Source organism: Marinobacterium alkalitolerans, assembly GCF_017776525.1.
Classification (GTDB): Bacteria; Pseudomonadota; Gammaproteobacteria; order Pseudomonadales; family Balneatricaceae; genus Marinobacterium; species Marinobacterium alkalitolerans.
On sequence record NZ_JACVEW010000012.1, the window covers coordinates 52,193 to 68,062 of the forward strand.

Consider the following 15,870-nt stretch of genomic DNA (forward strand, 5'->3'; position numbering starts at 1 on the left):
GAGGCACCGTTTCAGCGATACCCCTCAGTCTATGGTCAGGCGACGCCTTTCCACTTCTTCCATCGCTCCTCGTCCGGCGACCCCTTGATATCCATGTTGTCGGCGCCCAGGTTCATCTGGTAGTAATCGCGCAGAATGTCCTCGACACCCGGGCCACCGCAGTTGCCCTGGAAGATCTGGTGTACCGGCAGCCAGGACTGAACAAACTTTTCCGGTTCCTCATCGAAGATGTCCTTACAGCCATCCGAGCAGAAGTGATAGCGCTCGTCCTTGTAGATGGAATCGCGATAGCTGATCTGGGTCGGGTTATCCATCTCGGTGAACAGCATCGGGATCTGACAGGTGGTACAGAGCTGAGGCAGTGCCTTGGTGTAGAAACGCTCGCCTTTCGCTTCCATCTCCTTCGCCAGCTCCCAGCGCGGACGGTAGTACTTGTCGAATGTTTCCGGGTACTTTTCACTGAGCCAATCCAGCTCTTCGTCAGTCGGGATCCAGGTATGGAAACCGGCGGCATGGCCGTGGGTATAGAAGGTCCACCAGGCCTGATGGGAGATGTGTTCCTTCTCCTTCTCAATCACATCGGCATACTTGGGCATGCGGATGCCGTAGCGTGCCAGGTCCTTGAACAGGGCGCCGCCGGCTTCCTCGAAGTACACCTCCCAGGCCTCTTTCCAGCTCATCACCTTGTTGGGCAGCATGTAGTCCATCATCATCGCCACGATGGTGAGCAGACGGGTGCCACGCCAGAACCACTTGTCGATCCACTTCTGCACGATCGGCACGTTGTCTTCGTGCTGTTCCAGCAGGAACTTGATCACTTCCAGGCCCAGCGTCATGTGACGTGCCTCGTCGGACTGAGCCGAGAAACCGAAGGTCACGGTGGCCATGTCGCCGTTGTAGGCAGCTCCGGACATGAAGGGGACGAACAGCAGGTTGGTCAGCACGTACTCGAAGCTGAAGCCGATCGCGACCATGAACTCGAACGGGCCAGCGGCACGGGCATCGTTGAAGAACGACTTGGGTACCGAGAGATACCAGACGCGGTCGTGCATGTGTGACCAGTCCTGCAACCCGTCGAAGAACTTGTTGTAGTGGCTCATGGCGTGAACCTGGGTCTGCACATGACGCAGTTCATCGATCGACTGCATCTGACAGGCCACACGGGCACCGACACCACCGAACTGACGGCCAGTATGGGCAAAGCCCTGGAACGCCTGATATTCCAGCGGCGACACGCCGGTCAGGAAGATCTTCAGTGCGTTGACGTAGCGCGGATCAGAGATGTTGAGCTGGCCGTTGTTCTGGGCAAAGGCATCGAAGATCGCGTACAGCTTGCGCTCTTTCTCGGCCTGATATTTCCAGTAGGCATCCATGGTCAGGCGGAAAGGGTCTTCCCACTTGGACCAGTCGGTGATCTTGATGCCTTCGAACTCTTCAAACGGAAATGCCTTGCTGCGATCCTGATAGGAGAAATCCCAGTCCAGGTCACGGGTCAGGAGGCGATACTTGTCTTTGATGTTGAGCTTTTTGGCTGCCATTGGGGTTACCTTCTTATTATGAGTTCCAGGTCAGCGTGAGCTGATCATCGTCTTCGTCCACGTTGCCACCGAGGGTGATCAGGTTGATGTGCAGTTCCTGCACATCCCAATCACGGCCCATCTTCTCTTCGACGGTTTCACGCTTCACGGCCAGAAACCCTTCGGCTTCAATCCGTGTCATGGCCGGCATATGAATGACGGTGGCCTCAGGGTTGTCTTCCTCAATGGCTTCAACGATGTAGCGGGATTCATCGTTATCCTGCAGAGCGATATACACTTTGGACATGAGTCAGTTTCCTTGTTGTTATTTGATACCGGCCTTGGCGACCCGCTTATCCAGCCCGGCAAGTGCTTCTGCCAGCGCTTCGGGGCCTACCATCTGCTCAGCCAACGGAGCCAGCGCTTCGGCTGCCTTGCCGCGCCATTTTTCAACCCACTGTGCGAGCAGTGTCTTGTTCTCCTCGGATTCGGCCACCGCGGTTTTCATCACGGCATCCATCCAGCGGACTTCGTCCTTGTTCCACTGCTGCATGAACTCAGTGAGCATGCCGATATCCTGGGCGCCGGCATCCGACAGCTTCTGGTCGAACTGGCGGTACACAAGGTCCGTAACCAGGGCATCGATCACCAGGTTCTGGGCCACCATGACTTCGAACCAGTCCTCGGTCACCAGCGTTTCTTCACACAGGGCGCGCAGGCCCTGCCAGATATCGGCGTCCAGCCACTGCTGCTTGGCTTCGGCCAGTGCTTCACCGGTGTTGCCATCCAGAATCAGACCGATACGGGACAGGTACTGCGCCATACCCAGCCGGTCCATGCCGTTGAACAGCAACGCCTGAGTAATCGCGGTGCCGTAGCCGTAGGCCGTGCCGTACATGTTGTTCAGGTTGGCGGTATGCTCCAGGTGCCGCAGCGGCACCAGGAAACGGGTAACCTGCTGGCGAGCGTCCTCACTCAGAAAACGAGCCAGATCGCGTTTTTCAAAGAAGCTGTAGTTGCTTTCGGCCACGTCCTGCATTTTGGCGCGCTGCTGCACGTAGGCGCCGTAGTAGAACTGACGCGGATCCTTGAACGCATACCAGTCGCTCATCACGATGGCCGTACGGCGCGGATCGTTCAGCTCCAGCTCGGGCTGCCACAGCGGACGGTAGTGAAAATTGGTTTCCGACTGGAGGTCGTAAGTCGCCTCCTGATAGCGAGTCGCTGGCTTGTCACCGAAACGGCGCTCTACATTGGCGTAGGTATTGCGTACCGGTTCCAGCGTGGCGGTTTTGATCTCTATGGTCATGGAACTCTTCCCAGGCTGCTGTTGTTGTTATTCAGGGGTGCGGTTGTGGTTGTGCGACATCAGCGTCTCTTCGCCGTAACGCCACTTTTCCATCTCGGCGTCGACAGCCTCAATCTGCTCGGGTGTCATGTGCACAACATCGTTGGCTGCGCAGAACGCCTCAAAAGCGCCCTGCGGCATCACCAACTCGACAAACAGGGAGGGGTCGCCAATGGCAAAATCGAACTCGACAAAACGGTCACCCGGCTGACTGCGCACCCGGATATATTTGGTGAGGCGATCGAAGCCCTGCCGCTTGGGGCGGGAAACGTTACTCGTATGCAGTGAGAGTTTTGTCATTGTTATCCTCTGCTCATCAACGAATCGTGTCGTGATACAGAGGAGCAACAGGCGTGCCAAACCAAGTGAAAACGGGTTTAAACTGCCGAAAAAATCCAATAACACATTGATTTGTAATGAATAAATGAAACGTTTTCCAGGTAAAAAGCGGCTTCTGAAAACATGTTGCAGAACTTTTATTACAGAGCCTTTCTCATGCATTGATCAAAAAACACAGGGCTGATTGATCAAATGATCAAACTTGAGAATAGTGGAAAAATGCAGACTAAGACTTTAGTCTTAATACTCAAAAGACCCCTTCCAAAGCGTTGAAAAATGCTCCATGAATAAAAAAGGACCCGTTCCCGTTTCGCATCACTGATTCATCAAAGCCGGTATAAAAACAACTATGGCTAACTCACAAACACTCGAATTTCCGGGTATCAACGACCTGTTGTCCCAGATACGTTTTGAAAGCGACCAGGGAAAGGTCTGGCTGAACGAACAGCGCATGTTACTGATCCATTCCAGCGTGATGGGCCTGCTGCGCAAGGAGCTGATTGAAACACTGGGAGTCGAACGCGCGAAAGGATTTTTGATGCGCTTTGGCTACCACTCGGGCTGGAAAGACGCCGAGCTGGTCGACAAGGTTCGGCCCGATATGAGCAAGAAGGATGCCTTCTTTGTCGGCCCTCAGCTGCACTGCATCAAAGGCATGGTGAACGTAAAACCTGTTTCATTGGATTTGGACGTAGATACCGGCCATTTCAATGCAGAATTTGACTGGTTCGACTCATATGAAGCCGATGTGCACATGCAGGATTTTGGCCTTGCACAGGAGCCGATCTGCTGGACCTTGATCGGTTACGCCAGCGGTTACACAACTTATTTCATGGGCCGTACAACCATCTTCAAGGAGACCCAGTGTTCCGGGATGGGGCATGACCATTGCCACATTCTGGGCAAGCCTGCCGAGGAGTGGGAAGACCGGGCCGAGCTTGAACGCTACCTGCTGCCGGACCCCATCGCGGACGAGCTTTTCACACTGCAGAGTCAATTGAGTGAACTGCGTGACAACTTCCGCAGCTCAGGCCAGAGTGAAGACCTCCTGTTCAACTCCGTGGGTCAGTCCGGTGCCTTCAAGAACGTGTGCCAGATGATCCGACGCGCCTCTACCAGCCGCGTCACCGTACTCTTGCAGGGCGAAACCGGGGTCGGCAAGGAGATAGTTGCCAGGGGCCTTCATCAAAGCTCAGACCGGGCCGACAAGCCCTTTGTCGCCGTTAACTGCGCCTGTATTCCCCCAGATCTGATTGAAGCGGAACTCTTTGGCGTCGAGAAGGGAGCTTTCACGGGGGCGACCCAGTCGCGTGAAGGCAAGTTTGAGCGTGCCCATGGCGGCACGATTTTTCTGGATGAGGTGATCGAACTTTCCCCTCGTGCCCAGGCCAGCCTGCTGCGAGTGCTGCAGGAGAGTGAAATGGAGCGTGTGGGCGATACCCGCACCCGCCGTATCGACGTGCGCGTTGTGGCAGCCGCCAACGAAGACCTTGAGCAGGCCGTCAGCGACGGCAAGTTCCGTGCAGACCTCTATTACCGGCTCAATGTCTATCCGGTGCATGTTCCCCCACTGCGTGAGCGCACCGAAGACATTCCGCTGCTGGTAAACCACTTTCTGGAGAAATACCACACCCTCTACAACAAGCGCACTCTGGGTGTATCCGATATGGCGATGCAGGCGCTGATGCGCTACAAATGGCCCGGAAACATCCGCGAGCTGGAAAACATGATCGAGCGCGGTGTGATTCTCACTGACAACAACCACACCATCGACCTCGACGCCTTTTTCCCCTCGCTTTCGGAGCCCACTCACCCGCTGAACAGTATCAACCGACAGGGTGTGTTGGCCCAGCAGATCGCCAGCGAGGCGCCTTCTCAGACCGGTTCTCGCCAGGAGCTATGTGATCAACTGCTGGACGAAGACTTCAGCCTTGAGCAGATGGAAGAGCAGCTGATCAGGAGCGCCATGGAGCGAGCCGATGGCAATGTGTCACAGGCTGCACGCCTGCTGGGCATGACACGCCCTCAACTGGCCTACCGTTTGAAGAAGCTGGAAACCGCGTAAGCAGACCATCGCCGGGCAGCCCTTGCCCGGCCTTTTCTCACCTCTGCCTTCTCCACCACACCGTTTCTGAGTGACAAAAAAGCCCGCCATAAAGGCGGGCACAAGAGACTGACAATGAGAGTAGAGCAATGGGCCGCGCTTAGCGCCCCAGTTTTTTGGCGGACTGGCCACCAATACCGAAATGCTGCTTGGGCATCTCGGTAATCATCACCCGGACATTAGCCTCGGGTGAATCCAGTGAGCGAGCAATCGCGCTGGTGACTTCAGCGATCAACTGCTCTTTCTGCTCATCCGAGCGCCCTTCCATGATATGGATTTGAGCGATGGGCATGGCACACCTCCCTCTTAAGCAAACTTGCCGCTCAAGGTCCCAAGGCCCTGGTAACGCACGGTGAAGGCGTCACCCTTGTTCACCTGTACCGCAGCGGTGATTGCACCGATCATAATGAAGGTGCCCGCAGGCAGGCTTTCGCCGCGCTCGCCCATCATGTTCGCCAGCATCGCCACGGAGGCCGCCGGATGACCCAGCACGGCAGCACCTGCACCGGTCTGAACGACCTCACCGTTGATTTCCATCACCACACCCAGATTTTTCAGGTCCAGGTCAGCGATATCGGCCATCTGACCACCGGTCATGAAGCGGCTTGAAGAGGAGTTGTCGGCAATCACGCTCTTGAGATCGAACTTGAAGTCCTTGTAACGGGAATCGATCACTTCCACCGCCGGCATGACAAAGTCAGTTGCACGCAGCACATCACCGATATGCACACCCGGACCTTTCAGTTCGTCTTTCAGCACGAATGCCAGCTCGGCTTCGATTTTGGGGTGAATCAGCTCGTCGAATTTGAACTCACCGCCCTCAGGCACGCTGAAGTAGTCGGCCAGAAAGCCGTAGCAGGGCTGCTCAACCCCCATCTGTGCCATTTTGGCCCAGGAGGTCAGGCCCATTTTCATACCGACGATCTTGTTGCCACGCTCTTCCTTGCGGCGACGAATCTCCCACTGGATATCAAACGCATCCTTGTAGGTCATCTGCGGGAAGTCATCAGTGATCTTGGTGATCTCGTAGGCTTCCAGCTCAGCGTTTTCACAGTGGATTGCCAGCTCTGCAATCTGAGATTGAGTCAGCTTGTTTTCGTATGCTTCAGCCATTAGATCAGCCCCTTGTCTTTCGCCATGGTCAGTGCCAGGTCTTCAATCATGTCTTCCTGCCCGCCGACGGTGCCGCGGCGGCCCAGTTCCACCAGAATGTCGCGCGCCGAGATGCCGTACTTCTTCTCCGCACGCTGGGCAAACAGCAGGAAGGAGGAGTACACACCGGCGTAGCCCAACGTCAGCGCATCGCGGTCCACGCGGATCGGCTGATCCATGATCGGGAACACCCGGTCTTCGGCCACATCCATGATCTTGTACAGGTCGATACCGGTCTCCACGCCCATGCGGTCCAGCACGGCACAGAACACCTCCAGCGGCGTGTTGCCTGCACCGGCACCCAGGCCCGCAACCGAGCCGTCAATGCGTGAAGCGCCCGCTTCGATGGCTGCAAGGGAGTTGGCGATCGCCATGCCCATGTTGTGGTGGCCGTGGAAGCCGATCTCGACACTGCTCGGCAGTTCGGCACGCAGCAGGCCGATCTTGGCAGTCACTTCATCCGGCAGCATGTAGCCGGCAGAGTCGGTGGCGTAGATGCAGTTGGCACCGTAGCTGACCATCAGCTTGGCCTGTTCCAGGATCTTCTCCGGGCTGACCATGTGGGCCATCATCAAAAAGCCGACGGTGTCCATTTCCATCTTGGCGGCCATGCCGATGTGCTGTTCGGACACATCCGCTTCGGTGCAGTGAGTCGCCACACGGATGGTGGAAACACCGCAGTCTTTCGCCATCTTCAGGTGATCGACCGTACCGATCCCCGGCAGCAGCAGCGCGGAGATTTTGGCGTTTTTCATTTTCGGCACCACGGCGTTGAGGTATTCCTCGTCGCTGTGGGCCGGGAAGCCGTAGTTCACGGACGCACCACCGAGGCCATCCCCGTGGGTGACTTCGATCAGCGGCATGCCCGCTTCGTCCATGCCGGTGGCGATGTTGACCATTTCGTCCAGACTGATCTGGTGACGTTTGGCGTGCATGCCGTCACGCAGAGACATATCGTGCAGCGTGACTTTCTTACCGTTCAGGTTCATGTGTCTTTCCTCCGTTAGCCACGCTCAGGCAAAGTGATGGTGCCGTTGACCGCTTCTTCCGCGAACATTTCAGCGGTGCGCAGACCGGCTGCAGTCATGATGTCCAGGTTGCCGGCGTACTTGGGCAGGAAATCGCCCAGCCCTTCCACTTCCATGAAGCAGGAGACGCGGTTGCCGTCGAACACCGGACCGTTCACCAGGCGGTAGCCCGGCACGTACTTCTGCACCTCTTTCACCATCTGGTGAACGGATTCGGTGATGGCGGCCTGATCCGGCTCGCCTTCGGTCAGGCAGTGGATGGTGTCACGCATGATCAACGGCGGCTCGGCCGGGTTGATGATGATGATCGCCTTGCCACGCTTGGCACCGCCCACCTTCTCCACGGCACCGGCGGTGGTGCGGGTGAACTCGTCGATGTTCTGGCGCGTGCCCGGACCGACCGAGCGGGACGAGACGGTGGCGATGATTTCGCCGTACTCTACCGGCTGTACACGGGAGACTGCCGCCACCATCGGGATGGTCGCCTGGCCACCGCAGGTGACCATATTGACGTTCAGCTCCAGGTTCTTGGCGTGTGCTTCCAGATTCACCGGTGGCACGCAGTAGGGGCCGATGGCGGCCGGGGTCAGGTCGACCATGATCACACCCAGCTCGTTCAGCTTGCGGCTGTTCTCGGCGTGGACATAGGCGGAGGTGGCATCGAAGGCCACGCGGATGTCATCTTCGATCACGTGGGGCAGCAGACCGTCCACGCCGGTGGCGCAGGTCTTGATACCCATCTGTTCTGCACGCTTGAGGCCTTCAGACTCGGGGTCGATACCGACCATCCAGACCGGCTCGATCCACTCGGAGCGCTGCATTTTCATCAGCAGGTCGGTGCCGATGTTGCCCGGGCCGATAATGGCCGCTTTCAGTTTCTTGCTCATTCTTCTTATCCTGTAATCAACTTGGGCTGATCAGACAAAACGGACAGACGCACTGCCGATGCCACCGATGCTGACGCTCATGAAGTCACCGGCCTGTACCGGCTCCAGCGGCACCAGTGAACCGGACAGAATCACTTCACCGGCCTTCAACGGGATACCGAACTCGCCCAGCGTATTGGCCAGCCAGGTGACACAGTTCACCGGGCTGCCCAGTGCTGCGGCGCCAGCACCGGTGCTGATAATGGAGCCGTTCTTCTCCACCACCATGCCGCAGGTCGCCAGATCCACCTTGCGCGGATCCACGGCACGGTCGCCCAGTACGAACAGGCCACAGGAGGCGTTGTCTGCTACGGTGTCCTGAATCTTGATCTGCCAGTTTTCGACGCGGGAATCGACCACTTCGAAGCACGGCAGCACGCAGTCAGTTGCGGCCAGGACATCGGCCGCCGTAATACCCGGCCCCATCAGATCCCTTTTCAGAATGAAGGCGATCTCTCCTTCAGCTTTCGGCTGCATCAGGCGCTCGGAGATCGGCATCTCTTCGCCCTGGCTGAACGCCATCTTGTCGGTGAGGTAACCGAAGTCCGGCTGGCCCACGCCGAGCATGTTCTGCACCGCCTTGGAGGTCAGGCCGATCTTCTTGCCAATGATCTTTTCACCGGACTCGATGCGACGCTCCAGCATGCGCAGGGAGATGTTGTAGGCATCTTCAATGGTGATATCGCTGAAACGCTCGGTCAGCGGACGTACCGGCGTGCGTTCCAGCATCGCCGTGTACAGCTCGTCACCACATTGTTGAATCAGTTGCTTGTCCATCGTCTGTCCTCAGAGCTTGATGCAGATATTCTTGGTTTCGGTGTAGAACTCGAGTCCGTGTACACCGCCCTCACGGCCGATACCGGACTGTTTGGCTCCACCGAAGGCGGTGCGCAGGTCACGCAGGAACCAGGAGTTCACCCAGGCCAGCCCCACTTCCATCTGCTCGGCCACACGCACGGCACGGGCAGAGTTCTCGGTCCAGATGGCACAGGCCAGGCCGTAGTCGGTGTCGTTGGCCAGCTCGATCGCTTCCTCTTCGGTGTCGAACGGACGGATGTGGCAGCAGGGGCCAAAGATCTCTTCGCGGATGACGCGGGCATCATCGGACAGGCCTGTCCAAATAGTTGGCTCGATCCAGGCGCCGTCGTTCAGCTCGGCCCCCATATCCGGGATACCGCCGCCGATCTCGACGGTTGCGCCCTCTTCACGGGCCAGGTCGTAGTAGTACTTGACCTTCTCGCGATGCTCGAGGCTGACCAGCGGGCCGAAGTTGGCTTCCGGATCTTCCGGACGACCCAGCTTCAGCTTGGCCACTTCTTCCTTCATCCGGGACAGGAACTTCTCGAAGATCGGACGCTCGACGTAAACACGCTCGGTGCCCAGGCAGACCTGACCACAGTTCACGAAAGCCGAGCGCATGGTGCCTTCAACGGCCTTTTCGATATCGCAGTCGGCAAAGACTAACCCTGGGTTCTTGCCGCCGCACTCCATGGAGATGTTGCGCAGCCCGACAGACGCGGCACGCATGATCGCCTCACCGGTACGGGTTTCGCCGGTGAAGGTGATGGCGTCTACATCCTTGTGAGTCGTCAGGAACTCACCGGCCGAATCCGGCCCAAACCCATGCACCACGTTGAATACACCCGCCGGCACGCCACACTCGTTCATCACTTCGCCCAGCAGCGTTGTTGTAGCCGGTGTTTCCTCGGACGGTTTGACCACCACGGTGTTACCGCAGGCCAGTGCCGGGCCGACCTTGAAGGTCATCAGCAGCAGCGGCAGGTTCCAAGGCGAAATCACGGCGATCACGCCTTTCGGAGTGCGGTGACCCACGTTCAGGGCACCCTTGCCATCCGGGGTGTCCATGCGAAAGGCTTCGGTCGGGTGGTTGGCCAGGGTTTCGGAGAACGCCTTGAAGTTCGCCGCCCCTCGGGGGATATCGATGTGGCTGGCAATGTGTCGCGGTTTGCCGGTGTCCTTGCACTCGGCTTCCAGGAACTCGTCAAAACGCTCGTTGATCCGGTCGGCAACCTTGTTCAACAGTTCGGTCCGCTGGGCCTGGGTCAGCTTGCTCCAGGGGCCTTTCAGCGCCGCTTTTGCTGCGTTAACCGCCGCATCCACTTCCGCCTGGCCCGCCTCATGGACCATGCCAATCAGACTGTTATCCACCGGACAGCGATTTTCGAAGGTCTTGCCACTGGCAGACACAACATACTCGCCGTTGATAAAATGCTTGAACTCTTTCATGGCTCACCTTGATCTGTTTCAACCCCTGCTTCTCGGGTTGAGCGTTTTATTGTTGGATCACACTGCAACAGCCCCGCCAAGGGTCTGCCAGCCAGGTTGAAATCCAGTATAGCGTTGCAAAAACGGGATAAAACTCACAAAATCGGGGGCTGATAATTCCAATACTGGGAACTAATACAAGTAAGGTATAACGACCCTCGCCACTCCAAATCCGGCTTTTGGTTCCGCTATTTCAGCTCCTGACGGAACCACCATTTCATTTACGTACTGATTTATCACGCCTCTTCCGAGCTCAGAAAAAATAACCCGGGGAAGGGGACCCGGGTTACTTTTCACATCATTCCAATCAGCGATCAGAATTTATACATGGCCATCAGTTCAATCTGCTGACCGGCAGGGCGTGTGCCATGCGTAGTGATGTTCTGATCACGCCATTCGATACCGAAATCCAGTCCGGGCAAGTAGGTGTACACCAGGTTGGCATGCGTCATTTGCAGTGTATCCTCAGCCGCTACCGGCGTTTCATCGGCTTCAATTCGGGCATGGCGCAAACTACCGGTCAGCTTTTCATTGAATCGGTGTGACACACCGACCACAACACCTGTCGTCTTAATCAGTTCACCTTCTGCATTAGTATCTACAGCCGGCCTAAGAGTGGGGTGCCATGCTCCGCCATAACCAAAACCTGAATAAATACCCTGACCTTCTCCGGTATAACCATTAAAGTGCAACGTAGTAGCGCCAAGTGAGTATTTTCCGGCCAGGATCAGCGCTGCACCGAATTCAGAATCATCGCTATCGTTGGTGATATTGCTTTTGGCAACATCGCGTCCAGCCAAGGCAATACTAGCCGCATGTCCGCCGTCGAACTTCGACGCATAATTGATAACAAAGTCAGGATAATCGGCATCACTGTTGATCGGGTCCTGCAAAGTCAGGCGCACTCCTCCAACCTGATAATGCATGACCATGTCCGGTCGCACTACGCCACCATTGCCGCCGGTATTCCCCTTGCCCGCATTGAAGAAATCCAGATGAGGTACATCATAGGGAACTGAAGCCAGGAACTGACCGCTCCAAGTCTGCCCTAATGTCAGGTTGTCCACGTTGAGGTAGGCATGTCGCAAACGCCAGTCATAGGTTGAACCGGTCGCATTTCCGCCATAAAAGTCCCCCTCTACAAACCCCATGACTTTGTGGCCCTCCACATCTCGCTTGGCCGAAAAGTTGATGCGTGACTGGCGTGCCGTACCGTCAAATTCAGAGTCACCGGAGTCGGCATTGGTAAACCGCCCTTCGGCCTTAACATACCCCCCAACACTGAACGTAGTGCCATTAAATTCGCCTAGTTCCAAAGCATGTACATTGGAGATCGCTCCTGCCGCAATAATAGCTGCAGCTAACCGGGATTTACGCATAGTTTTATAATCCTTCGTTATTATCTTTTTAAAAGGAAATAAAAATATGACATCAGGCTTTTCATGCAGATATGCGTATAGCGCAAGTTTTATCCAACTGATGCACGCATGATTTTTTAATAAGCCAATATATTTACCGCCTCAAAACGTGTAAGGCGGATACTCAAGCTTGGATATCCACCCATTCACCATCCGTAGTAAAATTTAACTACTGCTGACTAAAAGCCCCCTTGCGTAGGGCTTCAGCCCGTTTGCTCAACCCCTGATTGAGTCCATATACTGAAACACCCAGCACGACTCCCCAAAAGGCAGCACCAATGCCCCACAGGCTGATACCTGACGCCGTTGCCATGAACGTCACCAATGATGCGTCCAGCTGTGACTTCTCCTCCAGCGCAGCACCCAGGCTGTTACTGATCGCCCCCAGCAAGGCGAGCCCGGCAATCATGGCGATCATTTCCGTTGGAAAACTGGTAAAAAACAGCACGATCGTGCCGGCGAGGGTGCCGCCAATGAGATAGAAAACCCCGTTGGCGATCCCTGCGATGTACCGCTTGTCAGGATTTTCGTGTGCATCCGGGCTGGTACAAATGGAGGCGGTAATCGCCGCAATCACCGTGGTAATACCCCCGAAGAATGCAGTGGGGATGGACACGAGGGAGAGCAGGCTGATAATGGGCCGGGACGAAACGTCATAGCCTGACGCTTTCAAGATGGCGAAGCCCGGCAGGAACTGCCCCGTGAGACTGACGATCACCAGCGGCAACGCAAGCCCGAGCGTCGAACTCCAACTCCACTCCGGCACAATCAGCATCGGCGAGGCCAGCTGCCACTCCAGTCGCCCAAGATTGGCATCCAGCATCGTCACGGACAGAAATATCCCCAGCCCCACCATCAAGACCAGAAAATAGGCACGACTGAAGTGCTTAAACAACACATAGCCCACCACCATCAAGCCGGCCACTAACGGCATGGACTCGAAGGCACGAAAGGCCCCCAGACCAAAATCAAACAGAATCCCGGCCATCATGGCAGCTGCCACACCACGAGGAATCAGCCGTACCACATGGTCAAACAGACCGGTGATACCAATCAGGAAAATCACGACCGCTGCCGTGATATAAGCCGCCACTGCTTCCTGAATCGACAAATTCGGAAACAGCGTTACCAGCAGCACGGTTCCCGGTGCCGACCAGGCGGTAATGACCGGAATACGGAACCAGACACTGAGTGCAATCCCGGTCACCGCTGCCCCCACCGATATAGCCCACACCCAGGAGGTCATCATCTCAGCGGATACACCGGCATTCTGGGCCGCCTGAAAGAAGATCGCCAAGGGCCCTGAGTAGGACACCAGTACCGCCATCAACCCGGCGATCAGGGTTGAAACCGAAACATCCCTCAACATGATTTGCCTCCGTTAATCCAGCTCGGCGATGGCTTTGACTTCCAGAAAATATCCCGGAGCCCCACACAACGAGGCCGCGCCGATGGCCGTCCAGGCCGGGTAACAGCCTGCCATGTAGCGATCCCGAACCTGCATGTACAGGGGCAGGTCACGCATGTCAGTGAGATAGCTGGTCACTTCCACCAGATGCTCAAAGCCGGCACCCGCCGCTTCAAGCACCTGCCTGAGGTTTTCAAATACTTGCGTAAATTGAGCCTCCTTGTCTGCCACCAGTTGCCGATCACTGCCACGGCCGATCTGGCCGGCAATATATAAACGCTGCTCCACCCGTACGGCGGGCGCATATCCCAGCTCGTCACGAATAAATTCCATTCCTTCAGGCACGATTATTGTTCTTGTTGCCATCAAGCGTCTCCTCAGCATGAAAAGCGCAAATCCCGGAGATGGGATTTGCCTGTGATACACACAAAAAAGCAGGGCTGAGCCCTGCTTGTGCTGGATACTTCGTTTATCCCTGATCCCCGCCCCCGACCGGCAGCACGCTACCGGTGATGTAAGAGGCGTCATCCGAAGCCAGGAACAGGATCGCATGGGCCTGCTCATCTGGCTGGCTGTACCTTTTCATCAGCGATGAATCCAGGGTCTGGTCCACAATGGTCTGGTACCAGACTTTTTCCTGCTCGGACTGGGTTTCAGTGTTACGCGGAATCCGACGCTCACCCACATCGGTCCCACCCGGCGCGACAGCGTTTACCCGTATACCGTGGCGAGCGTTTTCAAACGCCATACAGGCCGTCATCGCATTGACACCGCCCTTGGCGGCACCATAAGGCACACGGTTCAGACCACGTGTCGCAATGGACGACACATTCACGATGGCGCCAGCCTGCTGCGCCTGCATCGGTTTCAGTACCGCATGGCAACACCAGAGAGTGGGAAAGAGGGAGCGCCGTATCTCCGCTTCGATCTGCTCTTCTTCGTAGGCTTCATAGGGCTTGGCCCAGATCGTGCCGCCCACGTTATTGATCAGCACGTCCACGCGGCCAAAGTGTTCGATACAGGCATCGACAGCACGACAGCATTCGGGGTACCTCTCCAGATCCGCCGTCACGACTCTTACATCAGCAGCCCCCTTTGCTTCAGCTTCCTGCGCCACTTCATGCACGATATCGGAGCGATCCACCAGCAGCAGTGACGCTTTCTCCGCAGCCATCTGCAGGGCCACTGCACGTCCAATACCCTGTGCAGCCCCCGTCACAATGGCCACCTTGTTTTCAAAACGTTCAGGTCTCATACCTGCTCCTCACTGGCTGGCGGCAAACTTCTCGTAATGGAAGCTGGCCGGCTGAATATCCTGTTCCTGCATGTATTGGTTCACCGCCTCAACCATCGGCGGCGGACCGCACAGATAGATATCCACATCACCGTCATGCAGATGTTCAGGCTTCATGTGGTGAGTGACATACCCTTTCAGCGGCCATTCGCTCTCATCGGAAGCTACGCAGGCCGAGAAGGTGAAGTGGTCGATGCTGTTGGCAAACGCCTCAAGTTTCTCCAGCTCCACCAGATCCGCATCCTGAGTAACGCCATAAATCAGATGCACGGGCTGCTCGCAGCCCTGCTGCTGGATTTTCTCCAGCATCGCCAGAAACGGCGCCAGCCCGGTACCACCGGCCAGCATCAGCACGGGGCGAGTGATATCGCGCAGGTAAAAGCTTCCGAAGGGGCCACGCAACACCAGCTCATCGCCCACCTGGGCCTTGGCGGTCATAAAGGTGCTCATCAGACCTTCCGGCACCACCCGAATCAGGAACGAGACGGACTCCGCCGCTTCGTCAACCATGGAGCTGAACGAGTACGCACGGGTCTGGTCAGTCCCCGGTACCTGCACATTCACGTACTGGCCCGGCAGAAAATGCATGGCACGGACCTGGTCACCGGACACCGTAAAAGAGAGCGTGGTTTCAGACAGGCGATTGATTTCGGCCAAACGGGCATGCACATCCGCCTGCTGGCTGCGTACGCACACTTCCGAGGAAGCCGGCACCCTCACTACGCAGTCGGACTCGGGCACCATGCGGCATGTCAGCACAAACTGCTGCTCCGCTTCCTGATCGGACAGTGCGTCATCAATGTAGCCGTCCATTTCGTACTCACCGGATTCACAGTGACACTTGCAGGTGCCGCAGGCTCCGTCACGACAGTCCAGCGGGATATTGAGGCCGGAGCGATAGGCGGCATCGGCCACCGTTTCCATCGGCATGGTGGAAATAAAGCGGGTTACCCCATCTTCAAAGTTCAGAGCTACTTTATACATGGCGTGCTACCTCGGCCCCTTGATGGGGTATCCTCGATACCCCGGGGCACTTGTTATGGCTGTGGC

The 15,870-nt window shown here is 56.6% G+C and carries 16 protein-coding genes; 1 reads left to right on the plus strand and 15 read right to left on the minus strand.

The annotated features are described in order from the left end of the window. Nucleotides 1–35: 35 nt before the first annotated feature. From H9C73_RS09180 to H9C73_RS09195, 4 genes are read right to left on the minus strand one after another with little or no spacing between them, the layout of a single operon-like run. Nucleotides 36–1,538, minus strand: a complete 1,503-nt coding sequence (locus tag H9C73_RS09180) for an aromatic/alkene/methane monooxygenase hydroxylase/oxygenase subunit alpha (RefSeq protein WP_209287523.1) — start codon at nt 1,536–1,538, stop codon at nt 36–38. Nucleotides 1,539–1,554: 16 nt separating this feature from the next. Beyond that, nucleotides 1,555–1,824 carry an MmoB/DmpM family protein gene (locus tag H9C73_RS09185; RefSeq protein ID WP_209287524.1) on the minus strand — a complete coding sequence of 90 codons (270 nt, stop codon included), beginning with the start codon at nt 1,822–1,824 and terminating at the stop codon, nt 1,555–1,557. Nucleotides 1,825–1,842: 18 nt separating this feature from the next. Continuing rightward, the gene (locus H9C73_RS09190) at nt 1,843–2,826 is read right to left on the minus strand and encodes an aromatic/alkene monooxygenase hydroxylase subunit beta (protein WP_209287525.1); all 984 of its coding nucleotides are present in this window, start codon (nt 2,824–2,826) and stop codon (nt 1,843–1,845) included. A gap of 27 nt (nt 2,827–2,853) precedes the next feature. Continuing rightward, entirely contained in the window at nt 2,854–3,165 is a 312-nt protein-coding gene (locus H9C73_RS09195) for a phenol hydroxylase subunit (RefSeq protein ID WP_209287526.1), read from the minus strand. Between the two features lie 388 nt (nt 3,166–3,553). Here H9C73_RS09195 and H9C73_RS09200 point away from each other — a divergent pair, with 388 nt between their 5' ends. Further along, on the plus strand, nt 3,554–5,269 hold the full coding sequence (locus tag H9C73_RS09200; protein ID WP_209287527.1) for a sigma-54-dependent Fis family transcriptional regulator: 1,716 nt from the start codon (nt 3,554–3,556) through the stop codon (nt 5,267–5,269). Nucleotides 5,270–5,408: 139 nt separating this feature from the next. Here the strand turns inward: H9C73_RS09200 and H9C73_RS09205 are convergent, their stop codons facing one another. From H9C73_RS09205 to benC, 11 genes are all read right to left on the minus strand, one after another. Then, the gene (locus H9C73_RS09205) at nt 5,409–5,600 is read right to left on the minus strand and encodes a 4-oxalocrotonate tautomerase (protein WP_209287528.1); all 192 of its coding nucleotides are present in this window, start codon (nt 5,598–5,600) and stop codon (nt 5,409–5,411) included. 14 nt (nt 5,601–5,614) lie between these two features. Next, nucleotides 5,615–6,421, minus strand: a complete 807-nt coding sequence (gene dmpH / locus H9C73_RS09210; RefSeq protein WP_209287529.1) for a 2-oxo-3-hexenedioate decarboxylase — start codon at nt 6,419–6,421, stop codon at nt 5,615–5,617. Next, on the minus strand, nt 6,421–7,449 hold the full coding sequence (gene dmpG, locus H9C73_RS09215; protein ID WP_209287530.1) for a 4-hydroxy-2-oxovalerate aldolase: 1,029 nt from the start codon (nt 7,447–7,449) through the stop codon (nt 6,421–6,423). The genes dmpH and dmpG overlap by 1 nt, the downstream gene beginning before the upstream one ends. A 14-nt stretch (nt 7,450–7,463) precedes the next feature. Continuing rightward, nucleotides 7,464–8,375, minus strand: coding sequence for an acetaldehyde dehydrogenase (acetylating) (locus H9C73_RS09220; protein WP_209287531.1), 912 nt, complete (start codon nt 8,373–8,375; stop codon nt 7,464–7,466). 30 nt (nt 8,376–8,405) lie between these two features. Beyond that, the gene (gene dmpE, locus H9C73_RS09225; RefSeq protein ID WP_209287532.1) at nt 8,406–9,191 is read right to left on the minus strand and encodes a 2-oxopent-4-enoate hydratase; all 786 of its coding nucleotides are present in this window, start codon (nt 9,189–9,191) and stop codon (nt 8,406–8,408) included. Between the two features lie 9 nt (nt 9,192–9,200). Beyond that, nucleotides 9,201–10,661: a 2-hydroxymuconic semialdehyde dehydrogenase gene (locus tag H9C73_RS09230; RefSeq protein WP_209287533.1), complete on the minus strand. Its 1,461-nt coding sequence runs from the start codon at nt 10,659–10,661 to the stop codon at nt 9,201–9,203. A gap of 353 nt (nt 10,662–11,014) precedes the next feature. Continuing rightward, entirely contained in the window at nt 11,015–12,079 is a 1,065-nt protein-coding gene (locus H9C73_RS09235) for a hypothetical protein (protein WP_209287534.1), read from the minus strand. Nucleotides 12,080–12,287: 208 nt separating this feature from the next. Then, nucleotides 12,288–13,487, minus strand: a complete 1,200-nt coding sequence (locus H9C73_RS09240; protein WP_209287535.1) for a benzoate/H(+) symporter BenE family transporter — start codon at nt 13,485–13,487, stop codon at nt 12,288–12,290. A 12-nt stretch (nt 13,488–13,499) separates the two neighbouring features. Then, complete coding sequence (locus H9C73_RS09245) at nt 13,500–13,892, minus strand: RidA family protein (RefSeq protein ID WP_209287536.1); 393 nt, start codon at nt 13,890–13,892, stop codon at nt 13,500–13,502. Nucleotides 13,893–13,995: 103 nt separating this feature from the next. Then, on the minus strand, nt 13,996–14,781 hold the full coding sequence (locus tag H9C73_RS09250) for a 1,6-dihydroxycyclohexa-2,4-diene-1-carboxylate dehydrogenase (protein WP_209287537.1): 786 nt from the start codon (nt 14,779–14,781) through the stop codon (nt 13,996–13,998). 9 nt (nt 14,782–14,790) lie between these two features. Then, nucleotides 14,791–15,804, minus strand: coding sequence for a benzoate 1,2-dioxygenase electron transfer component BenC (gene benC, locus H9C73_RS09255; protein ID WP_209287538.1), 1,014 nt, complete (start codon nt 15,802–15,804; stop codon nt 14,791–14,793). Nucleotides 15,805–15,870 lie beyond the last annotated feature (66 nt).

Excerpts from the sequence above, each read along its gene's own strand:
- dmpE (WP_209287532.1), bottom strand. The coding sequence starts at position 9,191 with ATGGACAAGCAACTGATTCAACAATGTGGTGACGAGCTGTACACGGCG.
- H9C73_RS09230 (WP_209287533.1), bottom strand. The coding sequence starts at position 10,661 with ATGAAAGAGTTCAAGCATTTTATCAACGGCGAGTATGTTGTGTCTGCC.
- H9C73_RS09220 (WP_209287531.1), bottom strand. The coding sequence starts at position 8,375 with ATGAGCAAGAAACTGAAAGCGGCCATTATCGGCCCGGGCAACATCGGC.
- H9C73_RS09195 (WP_209287526.1), bottom strand. The coding sequence starts at position 3,165 with ATGACAAAACTCTCACTGCATACGAGTAACGTTTCCCGCCCCAAGCGG.
- benC (WP_209287538.1), bottom strand. The coding sequence starts at position 15,804 with ATGTATAAAGTAGCTCTGAACTTTGAAGATGGGGTAACCCGCTTTATT.
- dmpG (WP_209287530.1), bottom strand. The coding sequence starts at position 7,449 with ATGAACCTGAACGGTAAGAAAGTCACGCTGCACGATATGTCTCTGCGT.
- dmpH (WP_209287529.1), bottom strand. The coding sequence starts at position 6,421 with ATGGCTGAAGCATACGAAAACAAGCTGACTCAATCTCAGATTGCAGAG.
- H9C73_RS09185 (WP_209287524.1), bottom strand. The coding sequence starts at position 1,824 with ATGTCCAAAGTGTATATCGCTCTGCAGGATAACGATGAATCCCGCTAC.
- H9C73_RS09235 (WP_209287534.1), bottom strand. The coding sequence starts at position 12,079 with ATGCGTAAATCCCGGTTAGCTGCAGCTATTATTGCGGCAGGAGCGATC.
- H9C73_RS09205 (WP_209287528.1), bottom strand. The coding sequence starts at position 5,600 with ATGCCCATCGCTCAAATCCATATCATGGAAGGGCGCTCGGATGAGCAG.
- H9C73_RS09240 (WP_209287535.1), bottom strand. The coding sequence starts at position 13,487 with ATGTTGAGGGATGTTTCGGTTTCAACCCTGATCGCCGGGTTGATGGCG.
- H9C73_RS09200 (WP_209287527.1), top strand. The coding sequence starts at position 3,554 with ATGGCTAACTCACAAACACTCGAATTTCCGGGTATCAACGACCTGTTG.
- H9C73_RS09245 (WP_209287536.1), bottom strand. The coding sequence starts at position 13,892 with ATGGCAACAAGAACAATAATCGTGCCTGAAGGAATGGAATTTATTCGT.
- H9C73_RS09250 (WP_209287537.1), bottom strand. The coding sequence starts at position 14,781 with ATGAGACCTGAACGTTTTGAAAACAAGGTGGCCATTGTGACGGGGGCT.
- H9C73_RS09190 (WP_209287525.1), bottom strand. The coding sequence starts at position 2,826 with ATGACCATAGAGATCAAAACCGCCACGCTGGAACCGGTACGCAATACC.
- H9C73_RS09180 (WP_209287523.1), bottom strand. The coding sequence starts at position 1,538 with ATGGCAGCCAAAAAGCTCAACATCAAAGACAAGTATCGCCTCCTGACC.